This is a genomic window from Actinomyces sp. S6-Spd3, from assembly GCF_000758755.1.
Classification (GTDB): Bacteria; Actinomycetota; Actinomycetes; order Actinomycetales; family Actinomycetaceae; genus Pauljensenia.
Genome location: NZ_JRMV01000281.1, coordinates 585,272 through 602,044, shown reverse-complemented (window position 1 = coordinate 602,044; position 16,773 = coordinate 585,272). Strand labels below are relative to the sequence as shown.

16 protein-coding genes are annotated in these 16,773 nt (G+C 54.6%); 15 read left to right on the top strand and 1 reads right to left on the bottom strand.

What is annotated here, in order from left to right:
• From HMPREF1627_RS09840 to HMPREF1627_RS09810, 7 genes are read left to right on the top strand one after another with little or no spacing between them, the layout of a single operon-like run.
• A complete protein-coding gene (locus HMPREF1627_RS09840) occupies positions 1-564 on the top strand; it encodes an HIT family protein (protein WP_034503537.1) in 564 nt (187 codons plus the stop codon).
• Positions 564-1,193 carry a phosphatidylinositol phosphate synthase gene (gene pgsA, locus HMPREF1627_RS09835; protein WP_034503535.1) on the top strand — a complete coding sequence of 210 codons (630 nt, stop codon included), beginning with the start codon at positions 564-566 and terminating at the stop codon, positions 1,191-1,193. The genes HMPREF1627_RS09840 and pgsA overlap by 1 nt, the downstream gene beginning before the upstream one ends.
• Entirely contained in the window at positions 1,190-2,113 is a 924-nt protein-coding gene (locus tag HMPREF1627_RS09830) for a lipid A biosynthesis lauroyl acyltransferase (RefSeq protein WP_324606568.1), read from the top strand. Before pgsA ends, HMPREF1627_RS09830 begins: the two co-directional genes overlap by 4 nt.
• Complete coding sequence (locus HMPREF1627_RS09825) at positions 2,114-3,292, top strand: glycosyltransferase family 4 protein (RefSeq protein WP_034503531.1); 1,179 nt, start codon at positions 2,114-2,116, stop codon at positions 3,290-3,292.
• Entirely contained in the window at positions 3,285-3,911 is a 627-nt protein-coding gene (locus tag HMPREF1627_RS09820; protein WP_034503529.1) for a hypothetical protein, read from the top strand. The genes HMPREF1627_RS09825 and HMPREF1627_RS09820 overlap by 8 nt, the downstream gene beginning before the upstream one ends.
• A complete protein-coding gene (locus HMPREF1627_RS09815; protein WP_034503527.1) occupies positions 3,912-5,180 on the top strand; it encodes a PrsW family intramembrane metalloprotease in 1,269 nt (422 codons plus the stop codon). It begins immediately after the preceding gene.
• A complete protein-coding gene (locus HMPREF1627_RS09810; RefSeq protein ID WP_034503523.1) occupies positions 5,177-5,692 on the top strand; it encodes an NUDIX hydrolase in 516 nt (171 codons plus the stop codon). Before HMPREF1627_RS09815 ends, HMPREF1627_RS09810 begins: the two co-directional genes overlap by 4 nt.
• A 57-nt stretch (positions 5,693-5,749) precedes the next feature.
• Here HMPREF1627_RS09810 and HMPREF1627_RS09805 read toward each other — a convergent pair whose 3' ends face one another.
• On the bottom strand, positions 5,750-6,988 hold the full coding sequence (locus tag HMPREF1627_RS09805; protein ID WP_034503520.1) for a glucose-1-phosphate adenylyltransferase: 1,239 nt from the start codon (positions 6,986-6,988) through the stop codon (positions 5,750-5,752).
• A 118-nt stretch (positions 6,989-7,106) separates the two neighbouring features.
• On the opposite strand from HMPREF1627_RS09805, the gene glgA reads away from it, so the two are divergent.
• From glgA to HMPREF1627_RS09765, 8 genes are all read left to right on the top strand, one after another.
• Positions 7,107-8,318 (top strand): glycogen synthase, encoded by a 1,212-nt coding sequence (glgA, locus tag HMPREF1627_RS09800; protein ID WP_034503516.1) that lies wholly within the window; start codon positions 7,107-7,109, stop codon positions 8,316-8,318.
• A gap of 52 nt (positions 8,319-8,370) precedes the next feature.
• Positions 8,371-9,159, top strand: a complete 789-nt coding sequence (locus tag HMPREF1627_RS09795; RefSeq protein WP_034503513.1) for an ABC transporter ATP-binding protein — start codon at positions 8,371-8,373, stop codon at positions 9,157-9,159.
• 28 nt (positions 9,160-9,187) lie between these two features.
• Entirely contained in the window at positions 9,188-9,628 is a 441-nt protein-coding gene (locus HMPREF1627_RS09790; RefSeq protein ID WP_034503510.1) for an NfeD family protein, read from the top strand.
• A gap of 31 nt (positions 9,629-9,659) precedes the next feature.
• Positions 9,660-10,613: an SPFH domain-containing protein gene (locus HMPREF1627_RS09785; protein ID WP_034503507.1), complete on the top strand. Its 954-nt coding sequence runs from the start codon at positions 9,660-9,662 to the stop codon at positions 10,611-10,613.
• 9 nt (positions 10,614-10,622) lie between these two features.
• Positions 10,623-11,960 carry a glutamine synthetase family protein gene (locus HMPREF1627_RS09780; protein ID WP_034503504.1) on the top strand — a complete coding sequence of 446 codons (1,338 nt, stop codon included), beginning with the start codon at positions 10,623-10,625 and terminating at the stop codon, positions 11,958-11,960.
• Positions 11,957-14,911, top strand: coding sequence for a bifunctional [glutamine synthetase] adenylyltransferase/[glutamine synthetase]-adenylyl-L-tyrosine phosphorylase (locus tag HMPREF1627_RS09775; protein ID WP_034503501.1), 2,955 nt, complete (start codon positions 11,957-11,959; stop codon positions 14,909-14,911). Before HMPREF1627_RS09780 ends, HMPREF1627_RS09775 begins: the two co-directional genes overlap by 4 nt.
• Positions 14,912-14,926: 15 nt before the next feature.
• Entirely contained in the window at positions 14,927-15,589 is a 663-nt protein-coding gene (locus HMPREF1627_RS09770) for a histidine phosphatase family protein (protein WP_034503498.1), read from the top strand.
• 421 nt (positions 15,590-16,010) lie between these two features.
• On the top strand, positions 16,011-16,772 hold the full coding sequence (locus HMPREF1627_RS09765; RefSeq protein WP_034503495.1) for a YebC/PmpR family DNA-binding transcriptional regulator: 762 nt from the start codon (positions 16,011-16,013) through the stop codon (positions 16,770-16,772).
• The last annotated feature ends 1 nt before the right edge of the window (position 16,773 follow it).

Here is a 16,773-nt window from a genome sequence, read left to right as displayed (position 1 = left end):
ATGAGTGACACTCTTCCGACCGAGGACTCACGGGCACTTGCTGGTGTTCCCGACGGTTTTGATCGTTTGTGGACGCCGTATCGGATGGCCTACATACATGGCGATCACAAACCCGCCGATTCCTCGTCGGAAGAGTGTCCTTTTTGTGCTGCGCCATCGCGCACTGACCAGGAAGGGCTCATCGTTTATCGCGGGGACACGTGCTTCGTTTTGATGAATCTCTTCCCGTACAACTCTGGGCACCTCTTGGTCTGTCCCTATCGCCATGTCTCTGACTACACGCAGCTGAGCGATGAAGAACGCATTGAATTGGGGCGCCTGACCGCAACGGCAATGCGAGTGGAACGCGAAACCGCCAACCCCGCTGGATTTAATTTGGGGATGAACCAAGGCGAGGTAGCGGGAGCGGGGATTGCTGCTCATCTCCACCAACACGTCGTTCCCAGGTGGGCAGGAGACGCGAACTTCTTCCCCATCATTGCGCGCACGAAAGCTGTGCCTGAACTACTTGAAGACGCGCGTGCGCGTCTAGCGGCGGCTTGGCCAACGTCACAGGAGAACTAGTGCTCGGAAACCACGGACGTTCAATTACCAAAACGATCTTCACTCCGCTTGCCAGGCTTCTGCTGGCAGCACACGTGACACCAAATATGGTGACCGTTACGGGGACTCTCGTCACGATCGCGGTTGCAGTTTCTACTTTGCCAAGGGGCTATCTCTGGCAGGGGGCGCTCGCGTTAGGAGTCGTTCTATTTTGCGATTCTATTGACGGAGTCCTTGCACGAATGAGTGGGACCTCTTCGCCTTTTGGTGCTTTCCTTGACTCGACGATGGATCGCCTGGGCGATGGCGCTGTTTTTGCTTCTCTTGTTGCTTTTGCCGTTTTTACCATGGAGCCTTCGACAACTCGAACAGTGGCGATTATCGCGGGCCTGATTGCGATTGTTGGCGCGGCGACCGTTCCCTATGCTCGTGCGCGCGCAGAGTCTGTCGGTGTTATTGCCAAGGTTGGGATTGCCGAGCGTACTGATCGATTGATTGTTGCTTTATTGGGAGCCGCTCTTTACGGCTGGGGTGCTCCAGTCTTCTTCTTTGCCGCAGGTCTATGCTGGGTTGCTTTCGCTTCTCTGGTGACCGTTATTCAACGCGTGCACTTCACTGCTCGCCACATTGAACAACCCACGGAGTCATGATGTCGGGTCGCGGCCTTGTGTGGGCGTTTAAAGTCGTTCCACATCTTCCTTTCGGATGCGTCCGATGGCTTGGCCGTCGCGCGGCGGATCTGATGTGTCTTCTCAACGGTTCGAGCGTGCGAAGAATGCGCGCAAACCATGAGCGTTTATTAGGACACCCAATTTCGCGCGTCCAGTTGCGCGAAGCTGTGCGTTCACACGTCAATGCCTACGTCGAACAACTTAGTTTTGGCGGACGCATCGGCGAAGCGCTGCGCAGCCGCGTCGATTTAAGTCAAGCCCAAGGGCTGATCGAACTGAGTTCCTCCGGTCCGGTCGTGCTTGCTCTTGCGCATTCGGGGACATTCGATCGTGTAGGCGCAGCGGTTTGTGCTCAGGGACTGGGGATTCTTACCGTTGCAGAGAAACTGAATCCACCAGAACTCTTCGATGCCTTCGTCAACCTGCGGAGCAATGTTGGCATGGAAATTATCGGTGTGTCGCCGGGGGACAGCGTCTTCCACACCCTTCGTGATCGGGCTGAAGGACGCGCAGGCCTCGTTGTCCCGCTTCTTGCGGATCGCGATATTTCCGGATCAGGGATCGAGGTGGACTTCGGTTCCCGCAAAGCGCTTGTCGCAGCCGGTCCTGCGGCGCTTGCTCGCGCGCTACGAGCACCCTTGGTTGCCGGGGTTGTCTCCGATGTCGATGATTCGGGCCGCCCAGAATTCGTTCGTTTGGAAATTACCGAAAACCTCTACGATCCAGATACCGAAGATCCCGACGTTCCCGAACTGACCCAGCGATGGGTGAATGCGTTAACACCGATTCTTCAACGTAGGATTCGCGAGTGGCATATGATGCAAGCAGTCTTTGTTGAGGATTTAGATCCGGAGCGGTTGGAGAGAGCGCGTCAGCGCGCGGCGCAGAAGGGGCACTAGGTGAAGATCGGAATAGTTAATCCCTACTCCTGGGACGTTCCCGGCGGCGTTCAATTCCACATTCGCGATTTCGCCCTTGAACTGCTTGAACGCGGCCACGAGGTCAAGGTTCTTACCCCGGCGAAAAATACAACGGATTTACCAGAGTGGATCACCGCGGTTGGGTCATCCGTCGCTATTCCTTTCAATGGTTCCGTTGCGCGTCTTTCTTTCAGCCCCATTGCGAATGCGCGAACAAAGAAATGGCTTGAAGAAGGCGATTTCGACGTACTTCACGTTCATGAACCCGAGGTTCCATCGATTTCGATGCTGGCTCTTCGAGCCGCAACCGTTCCTGTCATTGGGACATTCCACGCGGCGCTGGACTATTCTTTCTCGCGCTCAGTTTCTTCTCCTGCTCTTGATCCGCTTCTTGAGAAGCTTGCCGCGCGAATTGCTGTTTCTGCCGAGGCGCGTCGCACCCTTGTAGAACATCACGGCGGCGACGCTGTGATCATTCCCAACGGTGTCGACACCCGCTTTTTTGCCGAGGCTGAGCCTAAGGAAGAGTGGGCTGCAACGGTCGATCGCCCGGTTGTTGTGTTCCTGGGACGCTTGGACGAACCGCGTAAGGGACTTCCTGTTTTCGCCGATGCAATCGGCGCGGTCCTTCAGGAGATCCCCGGGGCTCGTTTCTTGATCGCTGGGCGAGGCGGTGCTCACGAATTCCAAGCACAACTGGAGCGCTTTGGCGATTCAGTCGAGTTCCTCGGGGGAGTGAGCGATGAAGATAAGGCCTCGCTTCTCAAAGGCGCGACTGTTTATGTCGCACCGCAGACTGGTGGTGAGTCTTTCGGGATCGTTTTGGTCGAGGCGATGGCGGCGGGCTGTACCGTTCTTGCCTCTGATCTCGAGGCATTCCGCGCTGTGCTTGACCAAGGCGAATCAGGAGCGCTATTTGCAACGGGTGATAGCGCTGATCTTGCTCGCCAGCTCGTTGCACTGCTCAAGGACTCTGAGCGCTGTAGTGCACTTGCGCAACGCGGCCTGAATGCAAGCCGTCGCTATGGATGGGATACCGTGACAGATCAGGTTCTTGCTCTCTATCAGACCGTTTTGGTCTCAGCTCAGGGACAACCTGCTGATCCTTCGGCTTTAGATTTGCTCCGGGGCCGAAACGGGGGAGATGACAGTGAATAACCCACTCATGCTCCTTATCGCGATTCTGACTGTCGGTTGCCTAGCCTTCGTCATTCGCCAGTCTGCGATTCTTGCGACTCGTCTGGATCGTTTACATTGGCGTATTTTGACGACGCGGGATTCGCTCGCTTTGCTTCTCGATGAGCGTGCACGATACGGGCAAAGGATTGCTGAGTATCCGGACTTGCCATCTGCGGTATCGGCCGAGGTTTCTTCGGCTGCTTGCGCATGTGTACGGCGTGAGGATCTTCCACTCGTTGCCGATGGTCTGGATAGAAGAAGTGCTGAAGCAGCAGCATCGGATGAAGAAACGCGAACTCAGTCTTTGGCTTACCTTGAGGCACAATCAACGCTTTCACGTGTGCTCCGAAGTGCGATCAATACTGAAGTGCGCGAGAGGATGGAAAACGATCCCTACTGGTCTCGCGAACTTCACCAGCTCGATCAGGTATCGTACAAAGTGCAATTAGCGCGTTCAATGCATAACCTCTACGTCAGCCAGACACGCAAAATTCGGGAGCGTACCTGGGTCAGGCTGGCGCATTTGGCGGGGCATGCCCCCTATGCTGTGAGCGTCGACTTTGATGATGACACCCTTGAAGATGGACTTGGCTATTAAATGAGTGATACTACGGTGCGATGGGGTGGTCCGGGAGAGGACTACCGTCTGAAGAAGATTAAAACCACGGAATCTGAACTCATTCGGCCTGAAGACCCTGCTCCTGAACTTGCCCCGAGTTGGCATATCCCGCAGCGAGTGAAGACCCTGCCTTATCTAGAAATTATCTTTACGCTGCTGGGAACCCTCGGTGTCATTGTGCTCATGGCGACATATGTCGGCACCGGAGGCGTTGTATCCGCTGCAACGATGACTCTTCTCGCCCTGATCCCGCTTGGAATTGTTCTGGGTGTTTTGAATTACCTCGATCATTGGGAACGGGAAGGCTGGAAGGCAAAATTCTTGTGCTTCATCTGGGGGGCAGGTGTTGCGACGGCATCATCTCTTGTCGTCAATACCACCCTGAATCTTGATCTTGCACGCACTTTGGGCGACGCGAATATAGCGACGGTGCTGGTCGCTGTGATCGTCGCGCCTTTTGCCGAAGAACTCTTCAAGGGCCTCGGCATCATCATCTTTATTGTTGCCCGAAGAAACTCAATTAATTCTCGGCTCGACGGATTGATTACCGGTGGTATCGTCGGCGCCGGATTTGCATTTATTGAAAATATTCAGTATTTCCTGAAGTCCAGTTCATCAGGCAGCTTGATGTTGACTTCGACGGTATTTAACCGTGGAATCCTTTCGCCTTTCGTTCACCCTATGGCAACCTCTTTCACGGGAATGGCTATCGCCTTGGTGATTATTCGCTGCTACGGTCCGCTGTGGAGCACAATCCGCGTATTTCTCGGATACCTCACCGCAGTCTTCTTCCATGCCTTCTGGAATTTCCTTGCAAGCGTGAACGATCAAGGAAGCTGGTATGTTGCATACCTGTTCTTTGAAGTGCCCCTTTTCGTCGCCTGGTTTGTATTCCTTCTGATCCAATACTCCCGAGAATTGTCGAATATTCAGCGAGGCCTCATTCCCTATGTCGTCGGAGGCTGGGTCCTGCCCGTTGAAGTGGGTATGGTGAGCGATCGCGCTCAACGACGGAACGCGGTTGAGTGGGCCGCGAAATCCGGATCGGAAGCTCGCAAGTCCATGGATCGGTTCTTGAACGCGCTTGCTGCCGTTGGCCTCGATGAAGCGAATCGCGAAAAACGTCGCCGGCCGGACCCCGGGCGTGATGCTTACGACCGCGCCCTCCTCGACAAAGCGATCCAGGAACGGAGTCGATTCCTCTCATTGACGCAACTGTCCCAAACGGCAGCCCAGGTGGGGGCGTGAGCGCGCACAATTGGCCTCGGGACGCGGAAGGAATCCCGCATAGACGTGCGGCGCGAGTCATTCTTTTTGATGAAGAAGACCGTGTGCTTCTGGTCCGAGGCCACGACGCGGACAATCCCGAGCGCTCGTGGTGGTTCACCGTTGGCGGGGGAATCGAAGATGGAGAAAACGCTCGACAATGTGCGTCGCGCGAGCTTTTTGAAGAAACTGGAATCCGCTTAGCCCCGGAATTATTGATCGGACCTATCGCTCGTCGCCGTGCAGTTTTTGATTTTGAAACAGTCCTTGCGCGTCAAGACGAAGAGATCTTTTATGCGCGTACGCACCGCCAGCAACTGAGTGATTCCCGCTGGACCGAAGAGGAACAACGCGTCATTGATGAATACCGCTGGTGGGATATCCATGATTTTGAGGCTCAATCAAATGACTATGAATTCTATCCAACCCAGCTCATCGAACTGATTCGCGTCTGCCTTGATGGTTGGGATGGAAGGACTCTCGTCGTCGAATAACTTTACTGGCCTCCGAACATTACCTTCGGAGGCCAGTAAACGTCTCATGCGCAACTCTTAGCGAGTAACGACGACTCCCTTGGGGACGACAGTAATACCCGATTCAGTGACTGTGAAGCCACGTTCGAGGTCGTGTTCGAGGTCAACACCGACAACCGCTCCCTCTTCGACGACGACTCCCTTATCGAGAATCGTCTTCGAAACGATTGCATGACGGCCCACTCGGGTGCCGTTCATGATGACCGAATCCGTCACCTGTGCCCACGAGTGGACGTAAGTGTTGGGAGAAATGATCGAGTGGTAGACCTCGCCACCGGAGATAATCACACCGGGGGAGACGAAGGAATCCACAGCGTGACCCATGCGGGAATGCTCGTCGCCATAAACGAACTTTGCAGGAGGCAGGGAACCATCCAAGAGCGTCATCGTCGGCCAATCCCTGTTGTACAGGTTGAAGACCGGGTGAACACTAATGAGGTCCATATTGGCCTCGTAGTAGGCATCCAGGGTACCAACATCGCGCCAATAATCGCGGTCACGATCGGTAGATCCGGGGACGTCATTATCCTTGAAGTCGTAGTAGCCGCACATACCGCGCTCGACGAACCAAGGGATGATATTGCCACCCATGTCGTGCTTGGAGAGAGGATCTTCTGCGTCTTCACGAAGCGCGGCAATGAGTTCTGCCGTTGTGAAGACGTAGTTACCCATGGATGCAAGGACCTGATTGGGGTTATCGGGAAGGCCTTGCGGGTTCTGCGGCTTCTCAACAAACTTATCGACGTGCCCGTCCTTACCTTCGATGACACCCAAAGAAGGCGCTAGCTCGATGGGCTGACGGATACCGGCCACGGTTGCAGGAAGACCCGACTCGATGTGGTGCTCGACCATCTGTGAGAAATCCATGCGGTAGATATTGTCGGCACCTGTAATCACGATGTAATCGGGATTTTCATCGTCGACGATGTTGAGCGACTGATAGATCGCATCGGCGCTTCCCAGGTACCAGTGCGGGCCGCGACGCTGCTGAGCGGGCACGGGTGCAATGAAGTTACCGAGGAGAGGAGAGGTATACCAAGTTCGCGTGACGTGGCGGTCAAGCGAGTGTGACTTGTATTGAGTCAGGACGACGATTTTCATGTATCCCGAATTGACCATATTCGAGAGAGAAAAATCGATGAGACGGAAGTGACCACCGAAGGGAACGGCCGGCTTTGCCCGATCCATGGTCAAGGGCATGAGCCGTTTACCCTCGCCTCCGGCTAGAACGATCGCAAGAACATGATTTTTAGCCATGACACAAGAGTATGCGTAAACGCACACTTTTGGTGGCCGATTTTAAAACGTGGCGAAGAACATAGTTCACGCAACATTTCCGCTAAGCTAGAGACATCCGTGCGTCAAAGGAGCTCACATGCGCGTTGATTTGCTGACCCGAGAATACCCGCCACATGTCTACGGGGGAGCGGGAGTCCACGTTACCGAATTGGCCAAAGTTCTTCGCCCTCGGGTTGATGACCTGCGGGTTCAGGCTTTTGATGGTCCTCGCGAAGGCGAAAAAGGCGTCTTCGGCTACGAGGATCTGCCTCAACTCGCACAGGCAAATGCTGCGCTTCGTACTCTTGGAGTTGATCTTGAAATCGCAGCCCAGACGGTTGGCGCTGACCTTGTGCATTCTCATACGTGGTATGCAAATTTTGCCGGACATATTTCGGCTTTATTGAATGACATTCCGCATGTGATTACCGCACATTCCCTTGAGCCTTTGCGTCCGTGGAAAGCTGAACAGCTCGGTGGCGGTTACCGCGTGTCTTCTTTCATTGAGCGTTCCGCCTACGAGGCCGCAGCTGGGGTGGTTGCTGTATCGCACGGAATGCGTGAAGACATTTTGCGCGCTTATCCTGCGGTTGATCCCGATCGTGTGCACGTAATCCACAACGGAATTGATCTGTCGCAGTGGCATGTGCCCACAACGCCGGAAGAAAAGGAACACCAGGCGAAGGTCTTGGCCCAGTGGGGAGTAGATCCCAAGCGGCCGTCGGTGATCTTTGTTGGTCGCATTACTCGCCAAAAGGGACTCCCGTACTTCTTGCGCGCTGCGCGTTTGCTTCCCGACGATGTTCAGGTCATTTTGTGTGCTGGAGCTCCCGATACCCCACAGATTGCAGCCGAAGTTGAAGGACTCGTTGCAGAGCTTCAAGCCACTCGCAATGGTGTCATTTTGATTTCAGAAATGCTTCCGCGCGCCGACCTCATCGCACTCTTGGACTGCGCGACTGTTTTTGTTACTCCCTCGGTCTATGAACCGCTTGGAATCGTCAACCTTGAAGCTATGGCCGTCGGCTTGCCCGTCGTGGGAACCGCAACGGGAGGTATCCCCGATGTCATTGTCGATGGAGAGACGGGATACCTTGTCCCGATCGAGCAACTACACGATGGGACCGGAACTCCCCTTAACCCGGAAGCTTTCGAGCATGATATGGCTGAGCGTTTGATTCAAGTCTTGGCTTCGCCCGAAAGAGCTCGAGAAATGGGACATGCTGGGCTTGTGCGTGCGCGGGAACATTTCTCGTGGGATGCAATCGGTGAAAAGACGGTTGAACTCTATAAACAACTCGTTCACTGAGCCTGATTGATTTGAAAAAGACACACTGTATATCCTGCGAGATACTGAAACAATGGATACCGTGATTGAGCTCAATGATGTCAGCTTGACCCGTGGCGAGACCGAGATTCTTCGTGAAGTTTCTTGGCGTACCTCGCGCCAAGAACAATGGGTAGTTCTGGGGGCAAACGGGGCAGGGAAAACATCCCTTGTTCGCGTCGCCAGCGGAAAAGTTGCGCCATCTTCTGGGCAAGCATGTTTTGATGGTGTTCCACTCGAATCATGCCAACCCCAGGAACTGGCAGCTCGTTGCTCTTTGGTATCTCTTTCGAGTACACAACGGCTGCGTCCAAGTACGCGAGTGATTGATGTTGTTCGATCTGCCGCGTGGGGCGTTTCATCGCCTTTTGGCGAGGAATACGAAGACGTTGATACCGCGCGCGCACGTGACCTGCTCGCTCTCTTCAGCGTTGCCCAACTTGAAGATCGCCCATTCCATACTCTTTCCGAGGGGGAAAGGCAAAGAATTGTCCTTGCCCGCGGACTGATGTCGGATCCAGAAGTTTTGATTCTCGACGAGCCCGCGGCGGGACTTGATTTGGGTGCGCGAGAATTGCTCATCGCTGCAATGGCCGAGATCATCTCTGGCCGCGCTGCCCCTCAGGTCGTCTTGGTGACGCATCACCTCGAAGAGATTCCTCAGGGGATTACGCACGCACTGGTTATGAAAGCCGGTGAAGTCTTTGCCGCTGGCCCTGTTGGGGAAGTCCTAACCGGACGAGTTCTATCTGAAGCCTTTGAACTGGCGCTGAGCGTAGAAAATGACCACGGTCGCTGGTTTGCGCGCGGCCTACCTCGTTGAGTATTAGCTGACTGGAAGGAGAAACAATATGACGTGGTGGATGTGGCTGCTGGCAGCCCTACTCCTTGGAATCATCGAAGTTCTCAGCATTACTTTCGTGTTCCTGATGTTCGCCATTGGAGCCGTTGCTGCAGCGATTACCGCATTTTTCGGTGGTGGCCTCATTGCGCAAGTCGTAGTTTTCGTTGTGGTTTCGCTTCTCTTGCTCATTGTCATGCGCCCGCTCATGAAAGGACGCATCCAGCGATCGGGTGATGACGTCCGAACGAATGCGGATGCGCTGATCGGAAAGAGCGGCTACGTGACGCAACTCGTGGGGGAACGCGATGGTCGCATTCAGTTCTCCGGAGGCGAATGGAGCGCACGGAGCACAGGCGAGCTTATCCCCGTGGGTACTCAAATTGAGGTTGTCGCTATTGAAGGCGCAACCGCGGTTGTTCGTCCACTGACAAATCAGCCATTGAATTAATCAAAATATTTCCAAGAAAGGAGTGTGGATTATGGCAGACGATTTTCTCGGATCCGTAGTTGCGATCGTCGCAGTAGTCTTCGTCCTCTTTGTAGCAATTTCGCTGCTGAGAGCCGTCCGAATTGTTCCCCAGTCTGAGGCTTTCGTTGTCGAACGCCTCGGTCGTTTCCGTTCAGTTCTGCACGGCGGCTTTCACCTTCTGGTGCCTTTTGTTGATCGTGTTGCGGCACGAATCGACCTGCGCGAACAGGTGGTGAACTTCCCCTCACAGTCGGTCATTACTGCAGACCAGGCAATGGTCGAGATCGACTCTGTGATCTACTTCCAGATCACTGATCCTCGGAGCGCGACCTACGAGGTTGCTAACTTCCTCCAGGCGATCGAACAGCTCACCGCAACAACCTTGCGTAATCTCATCGGCTCCTTGGACCTGGAAGAAACCCAGACCAGCCGCGAATCGATTAACAAGCAACTCCGTGGTGTTCTTGACGAGGCAACCGGCCCCTGGGGTATTCGCGTGACACGCGTTGAACTCAAGTCGATTGAACCGCCGCCGAATGTTTTGTCCGCGATGGTGCAGCAGATTACTGCTGAGCGTACGAAGCGTGCAACGATTTTGACTGCTGAAGCAGAGCGTGAAGCGCAGATCAAGAAGGCTGAAGGTGCAAAGCAGGCTGCCGTTCTCGCGGCCTCGGCACAGCAGGAAGCGCAAGTGCTGCAGGCCCGCGGTGAGAAGGAAGCCCTCATCCTCCAGGCTGAAGGCGCTCGCCAGGCACAGATCCTGCGTGCACAGGGCGAGGCGGAAGCCATCTCTGTCGTGTTTACGGCCATTAACCAGGGACAGGCTACGCCGGAACTGCTCTCCTACAAGTACCTGGAGATGCTGCCTCGTATTGCTAATGGTCAAGCCTCGAAACTGTGGGTGCTGCCCTCAGATCTCACCGGTGCCCTTGACGCGATCTCAAAGGGCTTCGGTCGTTCCTAAGGAAGACAGATGAAACAGCATCAGGAACAAGTCCTTCGTAGCGTTGCTCAAGAAGACATTCGTCTGATTCGTTTATGGTTCACGGATGTCGCAGGCGTTCTCAAATCGGTCGCCATCGACCCGGGAGAACTCGAAGAGGCATTTGCTGAAGGGATCGGATTCGATGGTTCTTCAATCGAAGGACTGACTCGTGTCTACGAATCCGACATGCTTTTACGTCCTGATGCTGCAACCTTCCAACGGTTACATAACAAAGGTGAGGGCGACGTCCACGGAAGAATGTTCTGCGATGTTCTGACTCCCGATGGGCTGCCCTCTCCCGCCGATCCCCGAGGCGCGCTCGAACGCGCGGTTCAGCGCGCCTCGGAGATGGGGTTTTCTGTTTTCGCTCATCCTGAGATCGAGTTCTATCTTTTACGCCAGCCCGTGGATATCAACCACCTCGAACCCGTTGACCAGGCTGGCTATTTCGACCATGTCACGCGCGGGCTATCCAACGATTTTCGCCGCAAGATTGTTCATGCCCTGGAAGATACGGGAATTCAAGTCGAGTTCTCACATCATGAAGCGGGTCCTGGACAAAATGAGGTGGATTTGCGTGCAGTTGACGCGCTGCGCGCTGCTGACAACATCATGACGGCGAAGACCCTCATCGAAGAGGTCGCACTCTCGGAGGGAATGCTCGCAACCTTTATGCCCAAGCCTTTCGCCGATCAGCAAGGTTCGGGAATGCACACGCACCTCTCGCTTTTTGAAGGTGATGAGAACGCCTTCTATGATCCTTCGGGACGCTACCAGCTTTCCGAAATTGGGCGCTATTTCATCGCTGGCTTGCTTCACCACGCGCGTGAGATTGCAGCAATTACCAACCAACACGTGAATTCCTATAAGCGATTGTGGGGCGTGGGAGAAGCGCCTTCCTTCATCTGCTGGGGACACAATAATCGCTCGGCACTCGTTCGCGTTCCGGCATATAAGCCCACGAAGACCACCAGTGCGCGTATTGAATTCCGAGGCCTCGATCCAGCTGCCAACCCCTACCTTGCCTTTGCTGTACTCATTAGGGCCGGACTTGATGGCATCGAGAAGAAAATGTCACTCGCCGACGAGGCCGAAGACAATGTCTGGCAGCTCAGTGATACCGAGCGACAGATTTTGGGAATTCACCCGCTGCCTTCTTCTCTTTCTGATGCTTTGCGTGCGATGCGCGAATCAGAACTTGTCGCTGAAACTTTGGGTGAGCAGGTTTTTGAGCACGTTTTGCGTGAAAAAGAGAGTGAGTGGCGCGAATACCGTCGTCAGATTACCCCCGGGGAATTGCGGCAATTCCTTAAGGTCAATGGATGATCTCTGACCAGGATCTTCGTCGCTGGGGCGTACATCAACCCGAGCGCGTCCGTGCGCTTCTCGACGAGAGTGGTCTGCTTATTGAAGATCTTGGCCATGCTCTTGAAAAGTGCGCGGATATCGAGCAATTCGCGCTCGTGTGCGCGCGTGCTGCTGATCAGTGCCCGCAACTCATCGAGGCCTTGAATTCTGATGCCGAGGCCGCGTGTCGATTTGCCGCGGTCGTAGGTTTTTCCTCGTGGTGGGGTGACTACCTCCTACAGCACCCCGATTTTTTGACGATGCCGCCACCGCCGAGCGGCCTCGGGATAGTTGAGTATCTGCGCCGGGTACTTCCGCAGGGTTGGGAAGAAGATTGCGCAGGCGAAGACTCAAACGCGTGGAGCTTTGCGGCGTGCGTCATGCGTAGCGCTTATCGGCGCGCACTCTTTGAGATAGTTGCCGACGATCTCTTGTCCCCAGATCCCTGTGCTCCGCAGCATTTCCAATCAGTTGCTCGTCGGATTTCAGATCTCGCAGATGCAGCCCTTGAAGCTGCTCTCTACATCGCGCAATGTCTTGAAGACAGGTGCAGGCAGATCCCTCTATGTGTCATTGCAATGGGGAAAACGGGGGGACAGGAACTCAACTATATTTCCGACGTTGACGTCATGTACGTCCTCGGTGATTTTCCCGCTCAGCAAAACGGGGGAGAGCCACAAAGCGCTGAAATGCTTGAACGTGCGACCAAGATGGCCAATATCATCAACGCAGTGTGCTCAAGTCCGGCCAGTGAAGCACCCCTGTGGAGTTTAGACGCAAATCTTCGTCCAGAAGGGCGCGATGGTGCGCTCGTGCGTACCCTCGATTCATTCCATAGCTATTGGAAACGTTGGGCTCAGAACTGGGAATTTCAGGCTCTTCTTAAAGCGCGTCCCTGCGCGGGGGACCAACGCACAGGTGAGGAATTTCTACGGCTTGCCTCTCCCTTCATTTGGGAGGCCTCTGCGCGTGACGGATTTGTCGATGAAGTTCGCAGTATGCGCCTGCAGGTCGAGCGTTCCGTTCCAGAAAAGAATCGGGATCAAGAACTCAAACTTGGCGTCGGCGGATTGCGCGATATCGAATTTTCTGTTCAATTTTTGCAACTGGTCCACGGCAGAAACGATGAGCGTATTCGCCAAGCCTCAACCCTCGATGCACTCGACGCACTGAGCGCCGAGGGATACATTGCCCGCAGTGACGCGGCAAGCTTGCGCGAGAGCTACGCCTATCTGCGTACTCTGGAACATCGCTCGCAACTTTTGCGTATGCATCGCACACACAATCTTCCGCACTCTCAATCTCAACTTGAGCGCCTTGTGCGATCTTTATATGGCACTGATACAAGCACGCATGATCTTCACGAGTATTTGCGTTCACTTCGCCGACAGGTACGCGCTCTTCATCATTCTGTATTCTTCCGGCCGATCATTGCAGCCAGCGCGCAGGCCGATGATGACCTGATCCGTTTGGATCCGCAACAGGCTATGGAACGTTTGCGGGCACTCGGTTATCTGGACCCACGTAGCGCTATGGGGCACATTCAATCTTTGAGCACGGGAACCAGCAGACGTGCGATGATTCAACGCCACTTGCTTCCAGTGCTTTTATCGTGGATTGCCGATGGGGCCAACCCCGACATGGGTTTATTGAACTTTCGTGTGCTTTCCGAAGAAATCGGCGATTCGCACTGGTATTTGGCGCTTTTGCGAGACAGTGATTTCGCTGCGTCGCAGCTGTGTCGAGTTCTTTCTGCTTCCGAGTGGCTTGGTGCGCTTCTCCGTCTCTTTCCCGAGGCGGTGTCCTGGCTTGATTCGCCAGAGTTACTGGAGACTCCATCTCAAGAAACTCTTCGCGGACAGATGCTTGCAACCGCAAGGCGCGCGGCCAGCACCGAAGACGCTGTCGAAAAAATCCGTTTAATTCGGACTCGAGAAGTACTTCGAATCGCCTTGCGGGAAGTTACAGGGAACACTTCGGGCATCGGTGAAGCGCTCTCGAGTATCGCGGATGTTTGCCTTCAATCGTCGCTTGAAACCCTGATCGAACGTGAAGCAGATGAGTGCGGGGTACTCGGCCTAGAGCTGTGTGCTCTGGGGAGCTACGGTGCGCAAGAATTAACGTACACCTCTGACCTTGATGTCATCGCAATCATGAATGACGAGGCCAGTAGTGAAGAGGCGAGTGTAGCTCACACTCTTTTGACTCGACTTAAGCAGCTGCTTGCGCGCCCCAGCAGGGCACTTGCCGTGGCTCTTGATTTCAACTTGCGCCCGGAGGGGAAAAACGGTGCCTTAGTTCGCAGCTGCGAATCCTACATTGATTATTACCAGAAATGGGCGCAAAGCTGGGAAAAACAAATGCTCGTGCGCCTTCGTCCCCTTGCAGGTGGTCCGAATGCGCATCGTTTATGGGAATTCGTCCAAGAATATTGCTATTCGAACGCTCTGAGTCCCACCGAGAAGCAAGAGATTCAGCTCATGAAGGTGCGTGTTGAACGCGAACGAATTCCCGGTGGAATCGATCCGCGAATGCACGTGAAGCTCGGTCCGGGTGCGCTATCGGATATCCAATGGCTCGTGGAGCTCTTCCAACTGCAATGGGGATATGACGATCCTTCTCTTCGAGTTGCCTCAACCAAACGTGCCCTTGATGCATTGTGTAAAGACGGACATCTATCCTCTCAGTCCTACAATCTCATCGAATCAACATGGACGATGGCACAGCGTCTTCGACGCTTGAAAGTAATCGCAACAGGCCCATCGGCGTCCAAGAATGATGTTCTACCATCGAACGTTGATCAACTTGTCGCTTTGGCAATGCTGATGGGGTATTCGCGTGAGAGTCGCTCTCAGATGATTGATCAGTGGCTGTCCGCCTCGCGCAAAGTCCGCACACTTTTTGAGAAACTGTTCTGGGATATTACCTAGGAGAAGAGAAAACGCGTGAAGCTAGTACTTATTCGACACGGGCAAACAGCTGCCAATCTCTCGGCGGCATTGGATACGCGGCTTCCCGGACTTCCCCTGACAAACCTCGGACAATCACAAGCCCAATCGCTGAGCGAACGCTTCTCCAAGGAAGTCGGTGACCGCCTCGATGCCCTCACAGTCTCAGCAATGACGAGGACGCGACAGACCGCAGCTCCCCTGTGTACGCGCTATGGTGTGAAACCCCAGGTGAGCGCGCAGATCCGGGAGGTCTCAGCAGGGGACTATGAAATGTCCTCTTCCCCGGTTGCAATCCGTGTCTATGTCGAAGCATGCTATGCGTGGATGAACGCCAACTTTGCTCATCGCATGCCCGGGGCAGAAGATGGATACGAGTTTCTTGGTCGCGTCGTGCCGATTATTCGTGATGTCATGGAGCGTGCTTACCGCTCGGGGGGAGACGAGGCAGTAGGCGGCATCGTTGCGCACGGCGGGTTAATCCGAGTTCTTTCCGCAGTGCTGAGCGAAGATATTCGCCTGGGTGTGAGCCCCACCCAGTTCATGTCAAATACGGGAATGGCGGTTTTTGAGGCCAATATTGACGAGTTTCGTCAGCTGAGAATTGGCGAAGTTGCCAATCTGAAGGCGCTGAGCTGGGACGGGCATCAACTGGGCTAAAGCGCGTAGCCCCCGCGGCCTCGGCAATTATTGTTCGCGGGCGGGGAAATCTGAAGGCGTGGGGGAGACAGGGAAATCGCTGACCTCGTAAGGGAAATTTCTGTATCTGAGATAGTCGATGAGAAACTGCCTGTGATCTGGGCACGCGAGCCATTTTTTCGTGCGGCCGGTGTGAATTTTGGGATTCGACCACTCAATGAGAAATTCCGCGGGATTCTCACACTCTCGCGTTGAGCACACCGCGTGCTCAATACCGTGTCCCAAAGCCATGGTGAATCCTCCCACGATGATGCGTCTGGTTCGCAGTGCAAGCTCACTGACAGATCTGTGGCATTGTCCCATAAAACGCGTGCCCGGTGGGGAAGTTTGTGGATGCGCTGTAGACTGACACAGTATTAATCCAGCCCAAAAGGGAGAAGTAATGTCGGGACACTCTAAGTGGGCGACTACCAAGCACAAGAAGGCGGCGATTGACGCCAAGCGCGGTAAGCTCTTCGCACGACTCATTAAGAACATTGAAGTTGCTGCTCGTACAGGTGGTGGCGATCCTGCCGGTAACCCCACCCTTTTCGACGCTATTCAAAAGGCGAAGAAGAACTCTGTTCCCGCAGACAACATCGAGCGCGCCATCAAGCGCGGCTCGGGTGCAGAAGCAGGCGGCGCAAACTACGAGACCATCATGTATGAAGGCTACGGCCCCAATGGTGTTGCTTTCCTCGTGGAGTGCTTGACCGATAACCGTAACCGTGCGGCATCCGATGTTCGCCTTGGTTTCACGCGTCAGGGCGGTTCTCTTGCCGATCCCGGATCTGTTTCCTATCTCTTCTCAAGGCGTGGTGTCATTGAGGTTCCTGCCGCTGAGGGCGTTGATGAAGACCGGCTGATGGAAGTTGTTCTTGACGCTGGAGCAGAGGAAGTCGAAGACCTCGGCGAGGGTTTTGTCATCGAGTGTGATCCCAGTGATGTCGTTGCGGTCCGCACTGCGCTGCAGGAAGCCGGTATTGACTACGATTCGGCCGAAACTCAATTCGTTGCCTCTACCGAGGTTGAACTTGACCTCGAAGGCGCTCTTAAGGTCAACAAGCTGATCGATGCACTCGAAGACTCAGACGACGTGCAGAACATCTACACGAATATGTCTCTTTCCGATGAGGTGCGCGCCCAGCTGGAAGAAGAGGAGTAAA

Bases quoted from the DNA above. Each gene is read 5' to 3' on its own strand.
- HMPREF1627_RS09840 (WP_034503537.1), top strand. From the start codon at position 1: ATGAGTGACACTCTTCCGACCGAGGACTCACGGGCACTTGCTGGTGTT.
- HMPREF1627_RS09830 (WP_324606568.1), top strand. From the start codon at position 1,190: ATGATGTCGGGTCGCGGCCTTGTGTGGGCGTTTAAAGTCGTTCCACAT.
- HMPREF1627_RS09815 (WP_034503527.1), top strand. From the start codon at position 3,912: ATGAGTGATACTACGGTGCGATGGGGTGGTCCGGGAGAGGACTACCGT.
- HMPREF1627_RS09805 (WP_034503520.1), bottom strand. From the start codon at position 6,988: ATGGCTAAAAATCATGTTCTTGCGATCGTTCTAGCCGGAGGCGAGGGT.
- glgA (WP_034503516.1), top strand. From the start codon at position 7,107: ATGCGCGTTGATTTGCTGACCCGAGAATACCCGCCACATGTCTACGGG.
- HMPREF1627_RS09795 (WP_034503513.1), top strand. From the start codon at position 8,371: ATGGATACCGTGATTGAGCTCAATGATGTCAGCTTGACCCGTGGCGAG.
- HMPREF1627_RS09790 (WP_034503510.1), top strand. From the start codon at position 9,188: ATGACGTGGTGGATGTGGCTGCTGGCAGCCCTACTCCTTGGAATCATC.
- HMPREF1627_RS09785 (WP_034503507.1), top strand. From the start codon at position 9,660: ATGGCAGACGATTTTCTCGGATCCGTAGTTGCGATCGTCGCAGTAGTC.
- HMPREF1627_RS09780 (WP_034503504.1), top strand. From the start codon at position 10,623: ATGAAACAGCATCAGGAACAAGTCCTTCGTAGCGTTGCTCAAGAAGAC.
- HMPREF1627_RS09775 (WP_034503501.1), top strand. From the start codon at position 11,957: ATGATCTCTGACCAGGATCTTCGTCGCTGGGGCGTACATCAACCCGAG.
- HMPREF1627_RS09765 (WP_034503495.1), top strand. From the start codon at position 16,011: ATGTCGGGACACTCTAAGTGGGCGACTACCAAGCACAAGAAGGCGGCG.